A 15,103-nucleotide genomic window follows, 5' to 3' on the forward strand; every position below is an offset into this window, starting at 1 on the left:
TAGAACGGGAGAGGTTCATAGCTGATACCCTCTATAAAAAACTATGGAAACATGACAATAGGCCATGTCCATATCGGACGTGGCTTTTTTTTATCTGTTTACTTATGTTTTAAATAGAATGATTGGTGATGCCTCTCTTGAAAAGTGTTGGGAAACATTTTACAAGGAGGTTTTTTTATGTCTGGCAGAAGTCATGAAGAAGGATTAAAGGATTTGACCCTATTAGGTAATCAAGGTACAAAGTATTCCTATGATTATGCACCTGAGGTATTAGAGGCAGTGGATAATCTTCATGCTAATCGAGATTATTTTGTTAAGTTTAATTGCCCAGAGTTTACTAGTTTATGTCCGCTTACAAATCAGCCGGATTTTGCTACGATGTACATTTCATATATCCCAGATAAAAAAATTGTTGAAAGTAAATCTCTAAAGTTGTATTTATTCAGTTTTAGAAATCACGGCGATTTCCATGAAGATTGCGTGAATATCATTATGAATGATTTAATTGCATTACTTGATCCAAGATATATAGAGGTTTGGGGGAAATTTACTCCACGTGGGGGTATCTCGATTGATCCATGGTGTAACTATGGGAAGCCAGGAACTAAATACGAAGAAATCGCCAATTATCGTTTAATGAACCACGATCTTAACCCAGAAAAAATTGATAATCGATAAATGAAGCAAGACAGAGGTTTTTAGCTACCCTCTTAAAAAAACTAAGAAGAAAGCAGCACTTTTTCTTAGAGTGCTGTTTTTTCGATATAAGGGAGTTTTTATAGATGAAAAAGGAAAAAGCAATTGTAGTATTTAGTGGAGGTCAGGACAGCACAACTTGTTTGTTCTGGGCAAAAGAACGCTTTGAAGAGATTGAGGCAGTAACTTTCGATTATGGTCAAAGGCACCGTCTTGAAATTGACTGTGCGAAGGTGATAACAGAGGAGCTTGGTATCAAGCATCACATACTTGATATGTCTCTCCTGAATCAACTTGCTCCGAATGCATTGACACGACAAGACATAAAGGTGAAGGACGGAGAAAATGGTGAGCTCCCATCGACTTTTGTGCCTGGCCGCAATCTCCTTTTTCTTTCATTTGCGGGCGTTTTAGCGAGCCAAGTAGGGGCAAAGCATATTGTAACAGGTGTTTGTGAAACTGATTTTAGTGGCTATCCGGATTGCCGAGATGTCTTTATTAAATCCTTAAATGTAACGTTAAATTTATCGATGGATGATTCCTTTGTGATTGATACACCCTTGATGTGGCTGAATAAGGCACAAACATGGGAATTAGCTGATCAGCTTGGGGCACTTGAGTTTGTACGACAAAGAACGTTGACTTGCTATAACGGTGTTATAGCAGATGGATGTGGTGAATGCCCAGCATGTAAATTACGAAATAAAGGGCTTGATGAGTATTTAAGTTATAGGAAGGAGTCTTAAGGCATGTCAGATTTTAAAATCGTTGAGAGACTCCAGAGAATTGATGTGGATATTCAAAGAAATCAATTGAAATATCATGCAAAGCGTGTTCTCATAAGCAAAGAATTTACCTTCGATGCTGCCCATCATCTACATCATTATGAAGGGAAATGTAAAAATCTACACGGGCATACCTATCGAGTCATATTAGGACTGAGTGGCTACACTGATGAACGTGGTTTGATGATCGATTTCGGCGATATAAAAGAAATATGGAAACAAAAAATAGAGATTCATTTGGATCACCGTTATTTAAATGAAACGCTTCCACTCATGAATACGACGGCAGAGAACATTGTTGTTTGGATTTACGAAAAGTTGACTGAGGCCTTGCGTGATGAAGGATATAACGGTGTACGTGTAGAGTTTATCAGGCTTTACGAGACTCCAACAAGCTATGCAGAAGCTAGAAGGGAGTGGATGGAAGTTGAGTAAAGTACCTGTTATCGAGATTTTTGGGCCAACGATTCAAGGAGAGGGTATGATCGTTGGCCAGAAGACAATGTTTGTAAGAACTGCGGGCTGCGATTATTCCTGTTCTTGGTGTGATTCATCGTTTACGTGGGATGGCAGTGGAAAGCACCTTATTGTCCAAATGACAGCGGAAGAGATTTGGTCTGAGCTGAAGCGGCTTGGAGGCAATGGTTTTTCATTTGTTACGATTTCAGGGGGTAATCCTGCACTCAATCCGAATCTAGCAGAGCTTATTGCCATTTTAAAAGAAAATGATATACAAATTGGGGTGGAAACACAGGGGAGTAGGTGGCAAAAATGGATGTATGAGGTTGATGAACTGACAATTTCACCAAAACCACCTAGCTCTGGGATGACCACAGATTACTCGGTGCTTTCTTATATCTTCGAAAAACTTGAATATCGAAACAATAATCACCATGTATCCCTTAAAATAGTCGTTTTTAATCAAGAGGATTACGATTATGCTAAACAAATTCACCATCGATATCCCATGATTCCCTTTTATCTTCAAGTCGGTAATGATAATCTCACGACAACTGATGATTCACTATTAATAATGCATTTATTGGATAAATATCGTGCACTAATTGATAGAGTAATGAAGGATGAGGATTTAAGAGATGTTAAGGTACTGCCACAGTTACATGCCCTTGTTTGGGGAAATAAAAGAGGCGTGTAGGGTGCTCTTACAAAAATTAAATTTACTTGAGGAGTAATAGTTTGAGAATATTATTTTATTTATTATCTATTGTTATTGCTAATGTGGTAACGGCAGCATTTGCACCATTCCATTTTGGTATGTTTATTGTCCCAATGGGAACGCTTTTAATTGGGGCAACCTTTATTTTTCGGGATCTAGTACAAAATAAATATGGTAGAAAAAAGACGTATTTATTTATTATTACAGCTTTAATTTTATCAGCTGTGGTGTCATTCCTACTAGGTGATACACTTTTAATTGTGGTAGCCTCAGCACTATCATTTGTTGTCGCTGAAACGGCTGATACTGAAATTTATACTCGATTAAAATTACCAATGGCTTGGCGTGTGTTCTACAGTGGTATTGTTGGAGGATTTCTAGATTCTGCAATTTTCGTAGTAATCGGCTTAAGTCCACTTGGTGCCAATATATTGCCATGGGAAGCGGTACCTGCCGCCATTTTGGGGCAAATTATTGTGAAGACAATTATACAAATGATTGGTGCAATTATTTTAAATAAAATTGGTCCAATGAAAGGGGAATATATTATTTCAGAATAATTATTCCTTATTATGAAGATACGGATTACATGTAAGCAGACCCATTCGCTTTATTCGAATGGGTCTGTTTGATTTATATTCTTTCTAAGGTACCTCTTGCATTTTTTATGCTGTTTTCTTTTGTTTAAGGTCTAAATGATAACTAAAGAAAGTTAGTAGACTTGCACTGACGGCAACTATACCACCGACCCATGTGACATTCATCAAATTTCCTTGATGATATACAATGCCGCCTAATGCAGACCCAAAAGCGATGCCTACGTTACTTGCCACGGGCATAAGAGAAGCAGCGAGTCCTTTAGCATCTGGTTTATAAATTTCGGCCAAATCTATTAAATAAAGTTGAGTAGATGTTGTTAAGAGGATGGCCATTAGTGACATTAGTCCGATGTTCGCTAAACCTAAAATAAAATGGTTTGTTGTCCAAAATAAGCTTGTCAATACAATAGCTTGTGCGAGAAAGACAAACCGAAGTCGGCCGATGGCATTGTGAGTGGCAATTTTACCGGCAAGAATGTTGCTGAAAATCGAAAGAAAGCCGTAGCCGAATAAGATTAAACTTATAGAATTATTTGGTGCACCCATTCCCTTTAAAATAGGAACAAGGTACGTAAAGACTGCATAGGTTGCACCAAACCCGAGAGCAGGAATGAAAAAGGCAATTAAAATTCGAGGCTGAATTATTAAAGAAAATTGATCCCGTATTGAGCTTCGTACTTGGCTGAGTCGAGTAGGTAAGACGAAAAAAGATGCCGCAAACGCCAACCCTCCGAGAAGAGTGGTTAACATAAAAGTGGCATTCCAGCCGTACCATTCAGCGATTACAATTCCAATGGGTACTCCAACTACATTGGCCAGTGTAAAACCACCGAAAACAAATGATATAGCAAGGCCGCGTTTATTAATCGGCATGGTTTCGCTTGCAACAATCATGGCTAGAGAGATCAATACACCTGTTACAATCGCGGTCATAACTCGAAGTATAAGGAGCATAATATAGCTCGTTGAAATTACACACAGAGCATTAAAGGCAATGAAGGAACCTATCAAAAACAACATCCATTTACGCTTTGGAAAATGGCTTGTTGCTGACATCACGAGTGGTGTAGCGATGGCAAATGTGATGGCGAACGCAGAAACGAGTGTGCCTGCTTTTGCATTTGTCATATGAAGGCTTGAAGAAATTTCAGTTAAGATCCCAACAATAACAAATTCGCTTGTCCCGAGAACAAATGTTAATAATGCAAGTGTTAAGATAAGTAACCAATGTTGTTTGGATAACTGTGTATGATGCATAAATACCTCTTTCTTTGATGAATATAACGGTGTTACTTAGTAGACACACAATTTAAACATCATATCATAAAATGTTTTTATGAGAAATTAGATTAGTTTTCCCTATATGCTAGTGTTTGTTTTAGACAATTCTCCTCTAAAGAAGGATTTGATTACAAGTAAAAGCAAATAAAAAGGAGAGTGGCGATAGCCAATCTCCTCTTATTTTTTCTCCTTTAGTTCGTGGGCAATATACGTAGCTAGTAATTCACGGACTTCATCCGTAGAATGTGCACCCAGTAATTGAACTCTCAATTGACTAGCCCCTTTGAAGCCACGTACATATATTTTAAAGAAACGTTGTAATGCTTTAAATGAACGTGTTTCGAATTCCTTGGAATAGTGGTCATGAAGATTAAGGTGTAAGTATAGTAAATTAAGGTATTCTTTGGCACTATGCTCTTTAGGTTCCTTTTCAAAGGCAAATGGGTTTGAAAACACCCCGCGCCCAATCATTACACCATCGATACCGTATTGCTCAACTAGTTTTAGACCTGTTAAACGATCAGGAATATCACCGTTGATCGTCAGTAATGTGTTGGGAGCAACTTCATCACGTAGTTTTTTGATATCTCCAATTAATTCCCAATGTGCAGCGACCTTGCTCATCTCTTCCCGTGTACGGAGATGAATAGAAAGATTGGCGATATCCTGTTTTAAAATATGTGTAAGCCACTCACGCCATTCTGCTACATCTGTAAAGCCAAGTCTTGTTTTGACACTAACGGGTAAGCCCCCTGCTTTGGCTGCTTGAATAATATCTGCGGCTCGTTCAGGATAAAGAATTAATCCAGCTCCTTTACCTCTTTCTGCTACATTATCAACTGGGCAGCCCATATTAATATCAATTCCCTTAAAGCCTAGTTCCTTCATACCAATACTCATTTGACGAAAATGTTCAGGGTTGTCCCCCCAAATATGTGCAACAATAGGCTGTTCATCTTCTGTAAAAGCTAAGCGGTTACGCACATTATCTAACCCATCTGGATGACAATAGCTCGTCGTATTGGTGAATTCCGTAAAATATACATCGGGTCTCCCTGCTTCTTGAATGACATGACGAAATACAACATCTGTCACATCCTCCATTGGAGCTAAAATGAAGAATGGCCGTGGTAAATCAAGCCAGAAATTTTTTTGATTCATTGCTAAAAATCCTCTCTTTCCAAAATACTACCTTGCAAAAAGATATCATATTTACTTTATTTCTACATAGTTAATTGGCTTAGCTTAAGGATAGAAATACATCATTGTAAGTAGACTTAGGCTCTCTTAGATTAGAAAGTAATCATAAAAGGCCAAAAAATCCTGTATTATCTATAATGATATAATATGTAATATAATGTAGAAATTTAGGGGGAGAGTTGAAGTGGGAAAATATGAATATAAAACAATCGGTATGAATGATATACCCACAATGGCTGAATTACTGGTAAATAGACAGAGCCTTGAAGGTGAAGTATATCCATTTCTAAACAACAGCTGTCTTCATGCTGAACATATAACAAATATGCTTGAAAACTTATTTGCTCATCATACTATTAAGGGGGTTGGAGCATTTATTAAAGATGACCTAGTAGGATATTTAATCGGAGTCATCAAGAATGACTCTCTAAGAGGCAGACATGTATGGGTACCCTATGAAGGATTGGCAATCAGAAAGGATCAATCCGCTGAGCTTATTAGAAAATTATATGCAGAGATTTCAGTGGTATGGCTAGAGCAAGGTTGCTTTATGCATTACACGATCATCCCTCTTGGAAATCAGGCTTACTATGATGCCTACCAACGATTAAGCTTTTCTATACAACAAGTACATGGGGTCATGAACATTGGGGATTATAAACCATTTGAGAATATATGTAATGCAGAGATTAGGGTTGCAAATAAAATGGATAGTGAAATGCTGGGGAAAATGTCTAAGATCATTCAATCGTATCAAAATTCCGCACCTACATTTGAGCCTGTATTCCCTGAGGTTGTCATGAGCATAAAAGACTCATATAAAAATATAGTAGAGGAGAATGATGATACATGTTTCGTTGCAGTAAAGGATGGGCAGGAATTAGGATTTCAAAAATATTATCCTATACATTCAGATTTGATGACACCTGAGCATGCAATAGAGCTAACGATTGCAGGTACTTACTCTTCTCAAATGGGAAGAGGCGTGGGAAAAAAGCTGATGAATGAAGGCTATAGAAGGATGAAAGAGGCGGGCTATGAGAATATCATTACAGATTGGAGAATAACTAATCTTGCTGCATCGACATTTTGGCCTAAGTGCGGTTTTAAGCCAGTAGCCTATAGAATGGTTAGGTACATTAACAGTGATATAGCCTGGGCAAACTTTAATAATCCAAGTATAGGGTTATTGTAAATTTAGTTAGATGTTTCCAATTCTGCTGTTATGGAGAATTCAAAAAGCTGACTAGGCACTTAAAATTTAGTTTTAGATTGCTTGCCTATATTTCGTAAATATTGACATTTATTTTTTAGACAACTAAGCTTAATGGAAAAATAGTGCTGGGGGGCTGCCAGTGGAATTTATTAAATTAAATTGTCCAAATTGTAATGGGAAAATTGAATATAAAGAAGAGCAAACATTCAAATGTCCTTTTTGTGACACGGAAATCATGTTGAAAGAGAATAAAATTTATTATGTTGATCAAACGATTAATAATTATTATGGAACAGCTTCTCCGAATACAACATCCCGTCCAAAAACAAATTTAAAACTGCTCTTTATGATACCAATTGTCATGATGTGTGTATTCCTTGGGTATTTCCTTTTAAGTAGTAATCAAACAGAGGATGGAAACCGTGAAGAACTATCCGTTCGAACAATGCCTGAAAGTGAAGTTCTTCTGTTCTTTTTAAAAGATATTTTTGATAAAGGTGAGACGATGCCAGCAAAAGAAGAGATTGCAAGTATTCGATATTTGGCTGCCTACTATTCTGATGATCAATGGCATTTTGATTATAGTCTAGAAGATCCTTTTACAAATAAGGAAGCTAAAATTTCTACTTATATCATTATGGATAAATTATTAAATACGCAAAAAATTGAACAAAAGGACTTTGAGGCCTTTACTGGATTAACGGTTTTAAAGCTCATGAATGATTATGAAATATCACAAAGTGAAAAAGTAAGCTTCCAACATCTTGAAAACTTAAAAAGTTATACAGGTAGTTTTAATGAATCATTTAGTAAAATCGCAGGATATTTTAGTGATAAGTCAAATGTTAAAGAGTTCTCTATCCAAATTAGAAGTAATGATGAACTTGCTTTATTATTAGAGTTCCCCAATCTTCAATCGCTAGAACTATCTTATGTGGCTGAAGAGGTGACAGATTTTCAGATTCTAAATAAATTATCGCTGAAATCACTTTCCTTAAAATCAATTAATGATTTAAAGTGGCTGTCTACACTAACTAATCTAGAATCGTTAGCAATAGACATTAGTGAAGCTACGGATTTTAGCCCACTTTACTCATTGACTCAATTACAAGAATTGAAGCTTACGTCAGTAAGAAATTTAAAAACGCTTGATTTTATACAAAACATGCCTAAACTACAATCTTTAGATCTTGAAAACATGAATATCATCAATTTAGATAGACTTAGAAATATGTCATCTTTAACAAAGCTACGTTTAGCTTCTCCTGGTCAAGTGGAATTGTTGGATATGGTTAACAGTCTAACGTCATTGACGGAGTTATCGTTAACTGGCTATCATGGTGATATTTCATCGATTGTAGCGCCCCATTTGAAAAAGGCAGAGCTGAAGAGTTCATTTTTACCAAAGCTAGAGGCACCCGCTTTAAGAGATTTGACGGTTTCTATAAGTGGATCGGATTCGCAATTGAATGGTGCAGAGCTACTGAAATATCCACAGCTAGAACAGCTTACAGTCATGGAGTATGGAACTCTTAATGGTATTCGTTCATTAAATGACCTACCTCATTTGCAAGCAATCAATTTAAATGAGACTCTCTTTTATGAAACCAATGACTTATTCAATTTACAGCATGTAAAAATGCTAAACTGTCATGAATGTAATTTTCAGGTGAATAGCAAGCCATTTACGAACAACGTGCTGGAGCATTTAACTTTAAATGATGTTTCCATTCAAATTGGTAATGGGGAATGGGTGCAAGAAGTAGATAAGATCATGCCTTACTTTGCTGGCTTTACAAATTTACGTTCATTCACTTTACAAGATAATTCACTACAATCGTTAAATTTCTTGGGAAATTGGCAACAAATAGAGGTGCTTCATTTAGAAAATAATGCTATTTCGAATGTAGAACCTTTAGTGAATTTGCCTAACTTAAAAAAGCTATATATTTTAGGGAATCAGGTACAAAATCAATCTGTATTAGACAAGGGTATTATGATTTATTAAAAATAATGTGAATTAATAGCAACCTACGAAATTAATATAGTAGAAATAAAAAGAGACAATGGTAGGAATATTCTGTCATTGTCTCTCTTGGATTTGTCCTACAGTTTGGATAGTTTTATAATGAATGGATGCTTAACAAGAGGAGTTGAAAGGATATGTTCGTACGTAATAAAGGTTTGTATTTTATGCTATCTCTGCTAGCCATTATTGTTGTTTTGACAGGCTGTGGTACAGCTAAGGATAGTGAGAAAACTGAGGGAAACACAGCTAAAGAAACACAAGAAGCAGTGGATTATGCGTCAAAAGTGAGGGAAAATCCAATTGTGACGATTACGATGAGCAATGATGAAAAAATTGTTATTGAATTGGAGCCTACTGTAGCACCAAATACAGTGGCTAACTTTATTGCTTTAGTAAAAGATGGATTCTATGATGGTCTTATTTTCCATCGAGTTATTCCTGATTTTATGATTCAGGGTGGAGATCCTAAAGGGAATGGTACTGGAGGACCTGATTATTCGATTGATGGTGAGTTTACCTCAAATGGATTTGAAAATAATATGAAGCATGAACGTGGTGTTATTTCGATGGCTCGTTCAGATGATCCAAACTCAGCAGGCTCACAATTTTTCATTATGGTAAAGGAAGCATCACATCTTGATGGGAAATATGCTGCTTTTGGCAAGGTGATTGCAGGTATGGAAACAGTTGATGCCATTGTTGGAGCAGAGCGAGATGCTACAAATAAACCACTAGAAGATCAGCAGATGAAAAAGGTAGAGGTGGATACAAAGGGCTTTGATTATCCAGCACCTAAGGTAAACAAATAGTTTTCGTCCCAATGCTATTGGTTAAAATCTATACTATAAACATTAAAAAGGCTAAATCAATGAGATTTAGCCTTTTATATTTGTTAAAAAATTGAAATTATAAATATTTTTGAGTAATATGAGAAGAAATTTAAGATTGAGCGATGTTTTATATAAAGGATCCTTTATGTTTGTGGAAGAAAGGGTGTTTGCATGAGGGTAACAGATGAAAATTTTATAAAACATCTTAAGAAAAAACGAGAAGAAGCACTTCAATATGTCATTGATGAATATATGGGGATTATCAAAGCGATTATTTATAATGCTCTAAAATCCTATAATGATCCTCAAATAATAGAGGAATGTATTAGTGATACATTTCTAGGGGCTTATGAAAATGCTAAACAATTTAGAGGCGATAAAGAGGATTTTAGAAGATGGATTTGCACGATAGCAAAGTTTAAAGCCATTTCGAAACAAAGAAGGTTGTCTAAAACGCCATATTTTTATGAGCTAAATGAAACAGGTGAAGTCGCAATATCGGCTGAAGAGGAATACTTAATCAAGACAACAACGGAGGAAGTGCTCATCATGATGACGCAATTAGAGCAATTAGACCGTGATATTTTTACGATGAAATACTTTTTAAATATGAAAAACGAAGAAATTGCTACTCATTGTGGTTTAACAAAAGCCGCTATTGATAATCGATTATATCGTGGGAAAAAACGATTACAGCAAATTCGTTTGGGGGGAAGTATGACATGAAAAAGCTGTATAAACAATTTAATGATTTAAATCTTGATATAAATATAGAGCCGATGGAAGTGAGCTCGCTTGAAAAAGAGAGAGTGAAAAGAAATGTCATGAGGGTCAAAAAGAAAAGGCATTTCATTAAAAATTTTATTGTTGCAGCTACTTTTTTTATTGCATCCAGCATGACACTTGGTTATACGTTTCCTACATTTGCTGCAAATTTACCGTTTATCGGAAGTATATTCGAATTGTTTATTGATGATGAAAGGTATGTATTTAACAATTATGATCAGTATTCTACAAGTGTCGGAGTGAGCCAAGAAAGTAATGAAGTTGAAGTCACTGTCACAGATGCTGTATATGATGGCGAAAATATTACTATTGCTTACACTATTAAAAGTGAAAAGGATTTAGGAGAAAGGCCAGTTTTATATGGTGACAATCGTGAACTAACTGCTAAGGAATTTGGAAATAGGTATCGATATGGAGGCTCTTCAACAAATTATATGGTTCAAAAGATAAACAGCAATGAGTATGCAGTATTGTATATTTTTGAACTCATTAGAGGCTCTAAGCCCGAGGAAGTTCACATTAATTTTCAAGGAAATCAAATTGTTGATTTAAATAATGTAAATAATTCAGTAGCAGGGGACTGGGCATTTGAATTTACTTTAGAGAAGCTTGAAAGTAAAACAATAAGGGTGGAAAAGGATAGTATGAAAACAGAAGGGGAAGGTATAAAAATTGAAGCTTTTAAAATAACGAAAACACCTATCGCTACAACATTTTATCTTTCCGAAGAAGTCTTGGTGGGAAAAGAAAATGAAGCTTGGCGAGGAGTTTTCATTGACTATATTGTGACAGATGATTTAGGGAATGATTATAATGTCATTCATTTTAGAGGAACTAGTCATACTACAGATTTCAAAGGGCGTGAAAATTTTCCACGTATTGTTGTAAACAAATTTGATGAACAAGCTACCTCGATTATGATTACCCCTGTAGTAGGTCTATACAAAATTAAGGATAGTACAGGGGCATTAGAACCGATAAAAGAGCCATATACATTAAAGCCTATTGCTGTACCGTTCCGATAAAGTAAAAAATTTAAAGAGTATGTAAGAAGAACAACCTTACATACTCTTTTTACTTATCATCTTTCTTTGGGATCGAAATAAGCCATAAAAAATCATCTTCTATTAATATTTGAATGTCTTGCCCCTGATGAATTAGCTGCTCAGCTTTATGCTGCTTGGCGCTTATACCCCTACGTTTATTACCAAGAACAACGAAATCAGTATGTTGTGTAACAGCTCCCTGTAAATACCCTCCATAGGCTTTTACTTGTTTGGCGGCTTCGGATCGTGTCATGGTAGAAAGGGCGCCTGTGAATACAATTTGTTTGTTATAAAAGGGGTGGGTTAGATTTTCAACTGGATCAGAAAAGAAAATGATTTCTGAGTTATTCTTATTGATCATATTCGTTACTCCTTAAAAAATTAATCGATAAATAAATCCACAAAATTTTATATGTATGCTACATTAAAATTAAAAATATAAAGAGGTACATAGACATGAATTCGCAATTGACTGCTTTCATTACTCTTAGCTGTACATCAGGTGTACTAAATTTGTATTTATGTTTATACGTATTTCTAAAACGCTACAATTATACAAAAATTGCTCAATTGTTTATTAGTTATACCGCATTAATTGCGGTATATTGTTTTGCCTCTGCTTTTGGTTTAATCGCTACAACATTGAGTGCCATAAAGGTTTGGACGGCCATCCAATATGTAGGTATGGCTTTTTCAACGCCTCTCGGATTATTGTTTATCATGCAATACCTAGGCTTTCATCTGACAAGGAAAAAGATAATGGCTCTTCTTGCCATTCCATTTATTAGCTTAATCATGGTTGCTACAAATGATATACACCATTTTCATTATAGAGTATTTGAAATAGATCCTATATTAGGGGCACCTTATGTTCATCAGGAAATTGGTATATGGTATATCATTCATGGCATATTTACTTTTGGCTGTATGTTCGTATCCTTCTTATTAGTATTAATCCATTGGAAAGAGACTACTAAGGCCTACCGGCAACAATTAATTGCCTTAATGTGTGGTCAACTTATTCCTATGATAACAGCATTCATCTATTTATTGGGCTTAACACCTCAAGGAGTTGATCCTGTTCCTATGGTATTATGGGCTTCTTCATTTTTATATTTATGGTCTATTAATTCCTCACGATTATTTAGGGTGATGCCTGTTGCCAAGGATGCAATATTTCATAGTATCAATGATGGGGTTATTGTGTTAGATGAATCTGCTCGATTAATAGAGTTTAATCAAGCCTGCAGCAAGGTATTTCCTCAGCTAACTAGATTCATGATTGGTAGGGATATTGGGGAAACATGGATTGAAGTAACTGGACAATTGATGCCATTTACATTGGAGGCAGTGGTGAATACGCAAGACATCGAGATGGTGCTTTCTGATCATACTTATCAAGTGCGTGTTACAGAGCTGCAACATGTTAATCATGGTAAGGGGTTATTACTTATTTTCACTGATATAACAGAGTTGAAGGAGCTACAAAGACAGTTAGAGCAACTCGCTTTTTACGATGAACTTACACAAATTTATAATCGTCGAGCTTTTTTTCAACAATGTAATCAGGCTTACAGCGAGGCAAGAGAATCATCCTCAGCTTTTACTGTCATTTTAATGGACATCGATCATTTTAAAAACGTCAATGATACGTATGGGCATGCTATCGGTGATCAATTACTAGTTCATGTCGTAAAGGTTTGTCAGAGTGTGTTGAAAAAAGGAGAACTGTTTGCACGGTATGGCGGTGAGGAATTTGTTCTTGCACTCAAGGACTCTACATTATTAGAGGGGCAAGCATTAGCTAATTTGCTCTGTAATAGCGTAGAATCCCAGCCACTTATGACTACTGAGGGAGCAATTCGTACTACTATTAGCTGTGGTGTAGCAGAAGGTACAAAGGGACAAGAGACACTGTATCAGCTATTAAACAATGCGGACAAAGCACTGTATGCGGCAAAACAAGCAGGACGTAACCGAGTACATGTTTTTCTAGAATAAAAAAGCTAACATATACAATCATTGAGGCAATGATGTATATGTTAGCTTTTTACTTACCAATTTGTATGGAAAACACCTTGTGCATCAATTCGTTCATACGTATGCGCACCGAAATAATCACGTTGTGCCTGTAACATATTAGCATTAGATGAACCTGTTCGATAACTATCGTAATATGTGAGAGAAGCACTTAAGCAAGGGAACGCGTTTCCTGCTTGGATGCCTTCACAAACTATTTTTCTTAATCCATTTTGATAGTCCATCGTCTTTTCTGCAAAGTATGGGTCAATTAATAAATTATTTAGCGAAGGTTGCTTTTGATAGGCTTCACTAATAACATTTAAAAATTCTGCTCGAATAATACAACCACTACGGAAAATTAATGCAATTTCTTTTAATGGTAAACGCCATTCATAAAGCTCTGATGTCATTTTATATTGTGTAAATCCTTGCGCATAAGCACATATTTTCCCCATATATAGCGCTTGGCGGACGTATTCAATCCAGACATCTCTATCTAAATTTTGCTGTTTATAATTTGGTCCAGATAGTATTGCCTCTGCTTGAATTCGTTCCTCTTTTAATGATGAAATATAGCGAGCGAATAAGGCCTCCGTAATAATTGATGTAGGAATACCATTGTCTATAGATTGCAGGCTTGTCCATTTCCCAGTACCTTTTTGACCAGCTTTATCAAGTATCATATCAATGAGTGGTAATCCTGTTATCTCATCTTTTTTCCTTAAGATTTCAGCTGTTATTTCGATTAAATAGCTTTTCAATTCGCCCTGATTCCATGTTTCAAAGATAGTAGCAATTTCCTCAACGGATAATCCTATATTTTTTCTTAAAAACGTATAAGCCTCCGCAATGAGTTGCATATCTGCATACTCGATTCCATTGTGTACCATTTTGACGAAGTGTCCTGCGCCCTTGGGACCAATATACGTACAGCATGGTGTATCATTCACTTGTGCTGCAATCTTTGTCAGTATAGGTGCTACTTTGTTATAGACCTCTTGATCACCACCAGGCATAATAGATGGTCCTGTCAAAGCTCCTTCTTCACCACCAGAAATACCAATCCCTAAATACCCAATTCCTAAAGCTTTAAGTTCATCGTATCTACGCTCTGTATCTTTATAATGAGAGTTGCCGCCATCCATAATGACATCGCCCTTTTCAAGGAAAGGCACTACTGATTGAATAACTGAATCAATAGCATTTCCAGCTGTCACCATCAAAAAAATCTTTCTTGGTTTTTCTAAAGCTTGTACAAACTCTTCTATTTCATAGTAAGGAGTAAGCGCTTGTCCTTCAACTTTTTGTAGAAGTTTGTCGGTTAAATCTCGTGTGTAATTATAAACGGCTACTTGCTCGCCCTTATTAGCCATGTTTAAAGCGATATTACTGCCCATAACACCTAATCCAATAACGCCAATTGTATTTAACATTGT

Annotated in this window: 15 protein-coding genes and 1 riboswitch; of the genes, 11 read left to right on the plus strand and 4 right to left on the minus strand. The window is 36.1% G+C overall.

Annotated elements, in window-relative coordinates; all coding sequences use genetic code 11:
* Positions 1 to 4: 4 nt before the first annotated feature.
* Positions 5 to 51: riboswitch (PreQ1 riboswitch) on the plus strand.
* A 126-nt stretch (positions 52 to 177) separates the two neighbouring features.
* From queF to QH639_RS16745, 5 genes are all read left to right on the plus strand, one after another.
* Positions 178 to 678 (plus strand): preQ(1) synthase, encoded by a 501-nt coding sequence (queF, locus tag QH639_RS16725; protein WP_004233404.1) that lies wholly within the window; start codon positions 178 to 180, stop codon positions 676 to 678.
* Positions 679 to 782: 104 nt separating this feature from the next.
* The gene (gene queC / locus QH639_RS16730) at positions 783 to 1,442 is read left to right on the plus strand and encodes a 7-cyano-7-deazaguanine synthase QueC (protein ID WP_054548829.1); all 660 of its coding nucleotides are present in this window, start codon (positions 783 to 785) and stop codon (positions 1,440 to 1,442) included.
* Positions 1,443 to 1,445: 3 nt separating this feature from the next.
* Positions 1,446 to 1,916 (plus strand): 6-carboxytetrahydropterin synthase QueD, encoded by a 471-nt coding sequence (gene queD, locus QH639_RS16735; RefSeq protein ID WP_237898959.1) that lies wholly within the window; start codon positions 1,446 to 1,448, stop codon positions 1,914 to 1,916.
* Positions 1,909 to 2,637: a 7-carboxy-7-deazaguanine synthase QueE gene (gene queE, locus QH639_RS16740; RefSeq protein WP_237898955.1), complete on the plus strand. Its 729-nt coding sequence runs from the start codon at positions 1,909 to 1,911 to the stop codon at positions 2,635 to 2,637. The genes queD and queE overlap by 8 nt, the downstream gene beginning before the upstream one ends.
* Positions 2,638 to 2,678: 41 nt before the next feature.
* Positions 2,679 to 3,218 (plus strand): VUT family protein, encoded by a 540-nt coding sequence (locus QH639_RS16745; RefSeq protein WP_131521743.1) that lies wholly within the window; start codon positions 2,679 to 2,681, stop codon positions 3,216 to 3,218.
* A 105-nt stretch (positions 3,219 to 3,323) separates the two neighbouring features.
* Here QH639_RS16745 and QH639_RS16750 read toward each other — a convergent pair whose 3' ends face one another.
* Positions 3,324 to 4,514: an MFS transporter gene (locus QH639_RS16750; protein ID WP_281114837.1), complete on the minus strand. Its 1,191-nt coding sequence runs from the start codon at positions 4,512 to 4,514 to the stop codon at positions 3,324 to 3,326.
* Positions 4,515 to 4,715: 201 nt separating this feature from the next.
* On the minus strand, positions 4,716 to 5,699 hold the full coding sequence (locus QH639_RS16755; RefSeq protein WP_281114838.1) for a tRNA dihydrouridine synthase: 984 nt from the start codon (positions 5,697 to 5,699) through the stop codon (positions 4,716 to 4,718).
* 223 nt (positions 5,700 to 5,922) lie between these two features.
* Here QH639_RS16755 and QH639_RS16760 point away from each other — a divergent pair, with 223 nt between their 5' ends.
* From QH639_RS16760 to QH639_RS16780, 5 genes are all read left to right on the plus strand, one after another.
* Positions 5,923 to 6,933, plus strand: a complete 1,011-nt coding sequence (locus QH639_RS16760) for a GNAT family N-acetyltransferase (protein WP_281114839.1) — start codon at positions 5,923 to 5,925, stop codon at positions 6,931 to 6,933.
* Between the two features lie 160 nt (positions 6,934 to 7,093).
* Complete coding sequence (locus QH639_RS16765) at positions 7,094 to 8,962, plus strand: leucine-rich repeat domain-containing protein (protein ID WP_237898941.1); 1,869 nt, start codon at positions 7,094 to 7,096, stop codon at positions 8,960 to 8,962.
* 155 nt (positions 8,963 to 9,117) lie between these two features.
* A complete protein-coding gene (locus QH639_RS16770) occupies positions 9,118 to 9,792 on the plus strand; it encodes a peptidylprolyl isomerase (RefSeq protein ID WP_281114840.1) in 675 nt (224 codons plus the stop codon).
* Between the two features lie 192 nt (positions 9,793 to 9,984).
* Positions 9,985 to 10,539 (plus strand): sigma-70 family RNA polymerase sigma factor, encoded by a 555-nt coding sequence (locus QH639_RS16775; protein WP_131521749.1) that lies wholly within the window; start codon positions 9,985 to 9,987, stop codon positions 10,537 to 10,539.
* On the plus strand, positions 10,536 to 11,624 hold the full coding sequence (locus QH639_RS16780) for a DUF4179 domain-containing protein (protein WP_131521750.1): 1,089 nt from the start codon (positions 10,536 to 10,538) through the stop codon (positions 11,622 to 11,624). The genes QH639_RS16775 and QH639_RS16780 overlap by 4 nt, the downstream gene beginning before the upstream one ends.
* A 49-nt stretch (positions 11,625 to 11,673) precedes the next feature.
* Here the strand turns inward: QH639_RS16780 and QH639_RS16785 are convergent, their stop codons facing one another.
* The gene (locus tag QH639_RS16785; RefSeq protein ID WP_131521751.1) at positions 11,674 to 12,006 is read right to left on the minus strand and encodes a BRCT domain-containing protein; all 333 of its coding nucleotides are present in this window, start codon (positions 12,004 to 12,006) and stop codon (positions 11,674 to 11,676) included.
* Positions 12,007 to 12,101: 95 nt separating this feature from the next.
* Between QH639_RS16785 and QH639_RS16790 the strand changes: the two genes are divergently transcribed.
* Positions 12,102 to 13,646, plus strand: coding sequence for a histidine kinase N-terminal 7TM domain-containing diguanylate cyclase (locus QH639_RS16790; protein WP_237898939.1), 1,545 nt, complete (start codon positions 12,102 to 12,104; stop codon positions 13,644 to 13,646).
* 53 nt (positions 13,647 to 13,699) lie between these two features.
* Here QH639_RS16790 and gnd read toward each other — a convergent pair whose 3' ends face one another.
* On the minus strand, positions 13,700 to 15,100 hold the full coding sequence (gene gnd / locus QH639_RS16795) for a decarboxylating NADP(+)-dependent phosphogluconate dehydrogenase (RefSeq protein WP_131521753.1): 1,401 nt from the start codon (positions 15,098 to 15,100) through the stop codon (positions 13,700 to 13,702).
* Positions 15,101 to 15,103 lie beyond the last annotated feature (3 nt).

Source organism: Lysinibacillus sp. 1 U-2021, assembly GCF_029916965.1.
GTDB lineage: Bacteria > Bacillota > Bacilli > Bacillales_A > Planococcaceae > Lysinibacillus > Lysinibacillus capsici.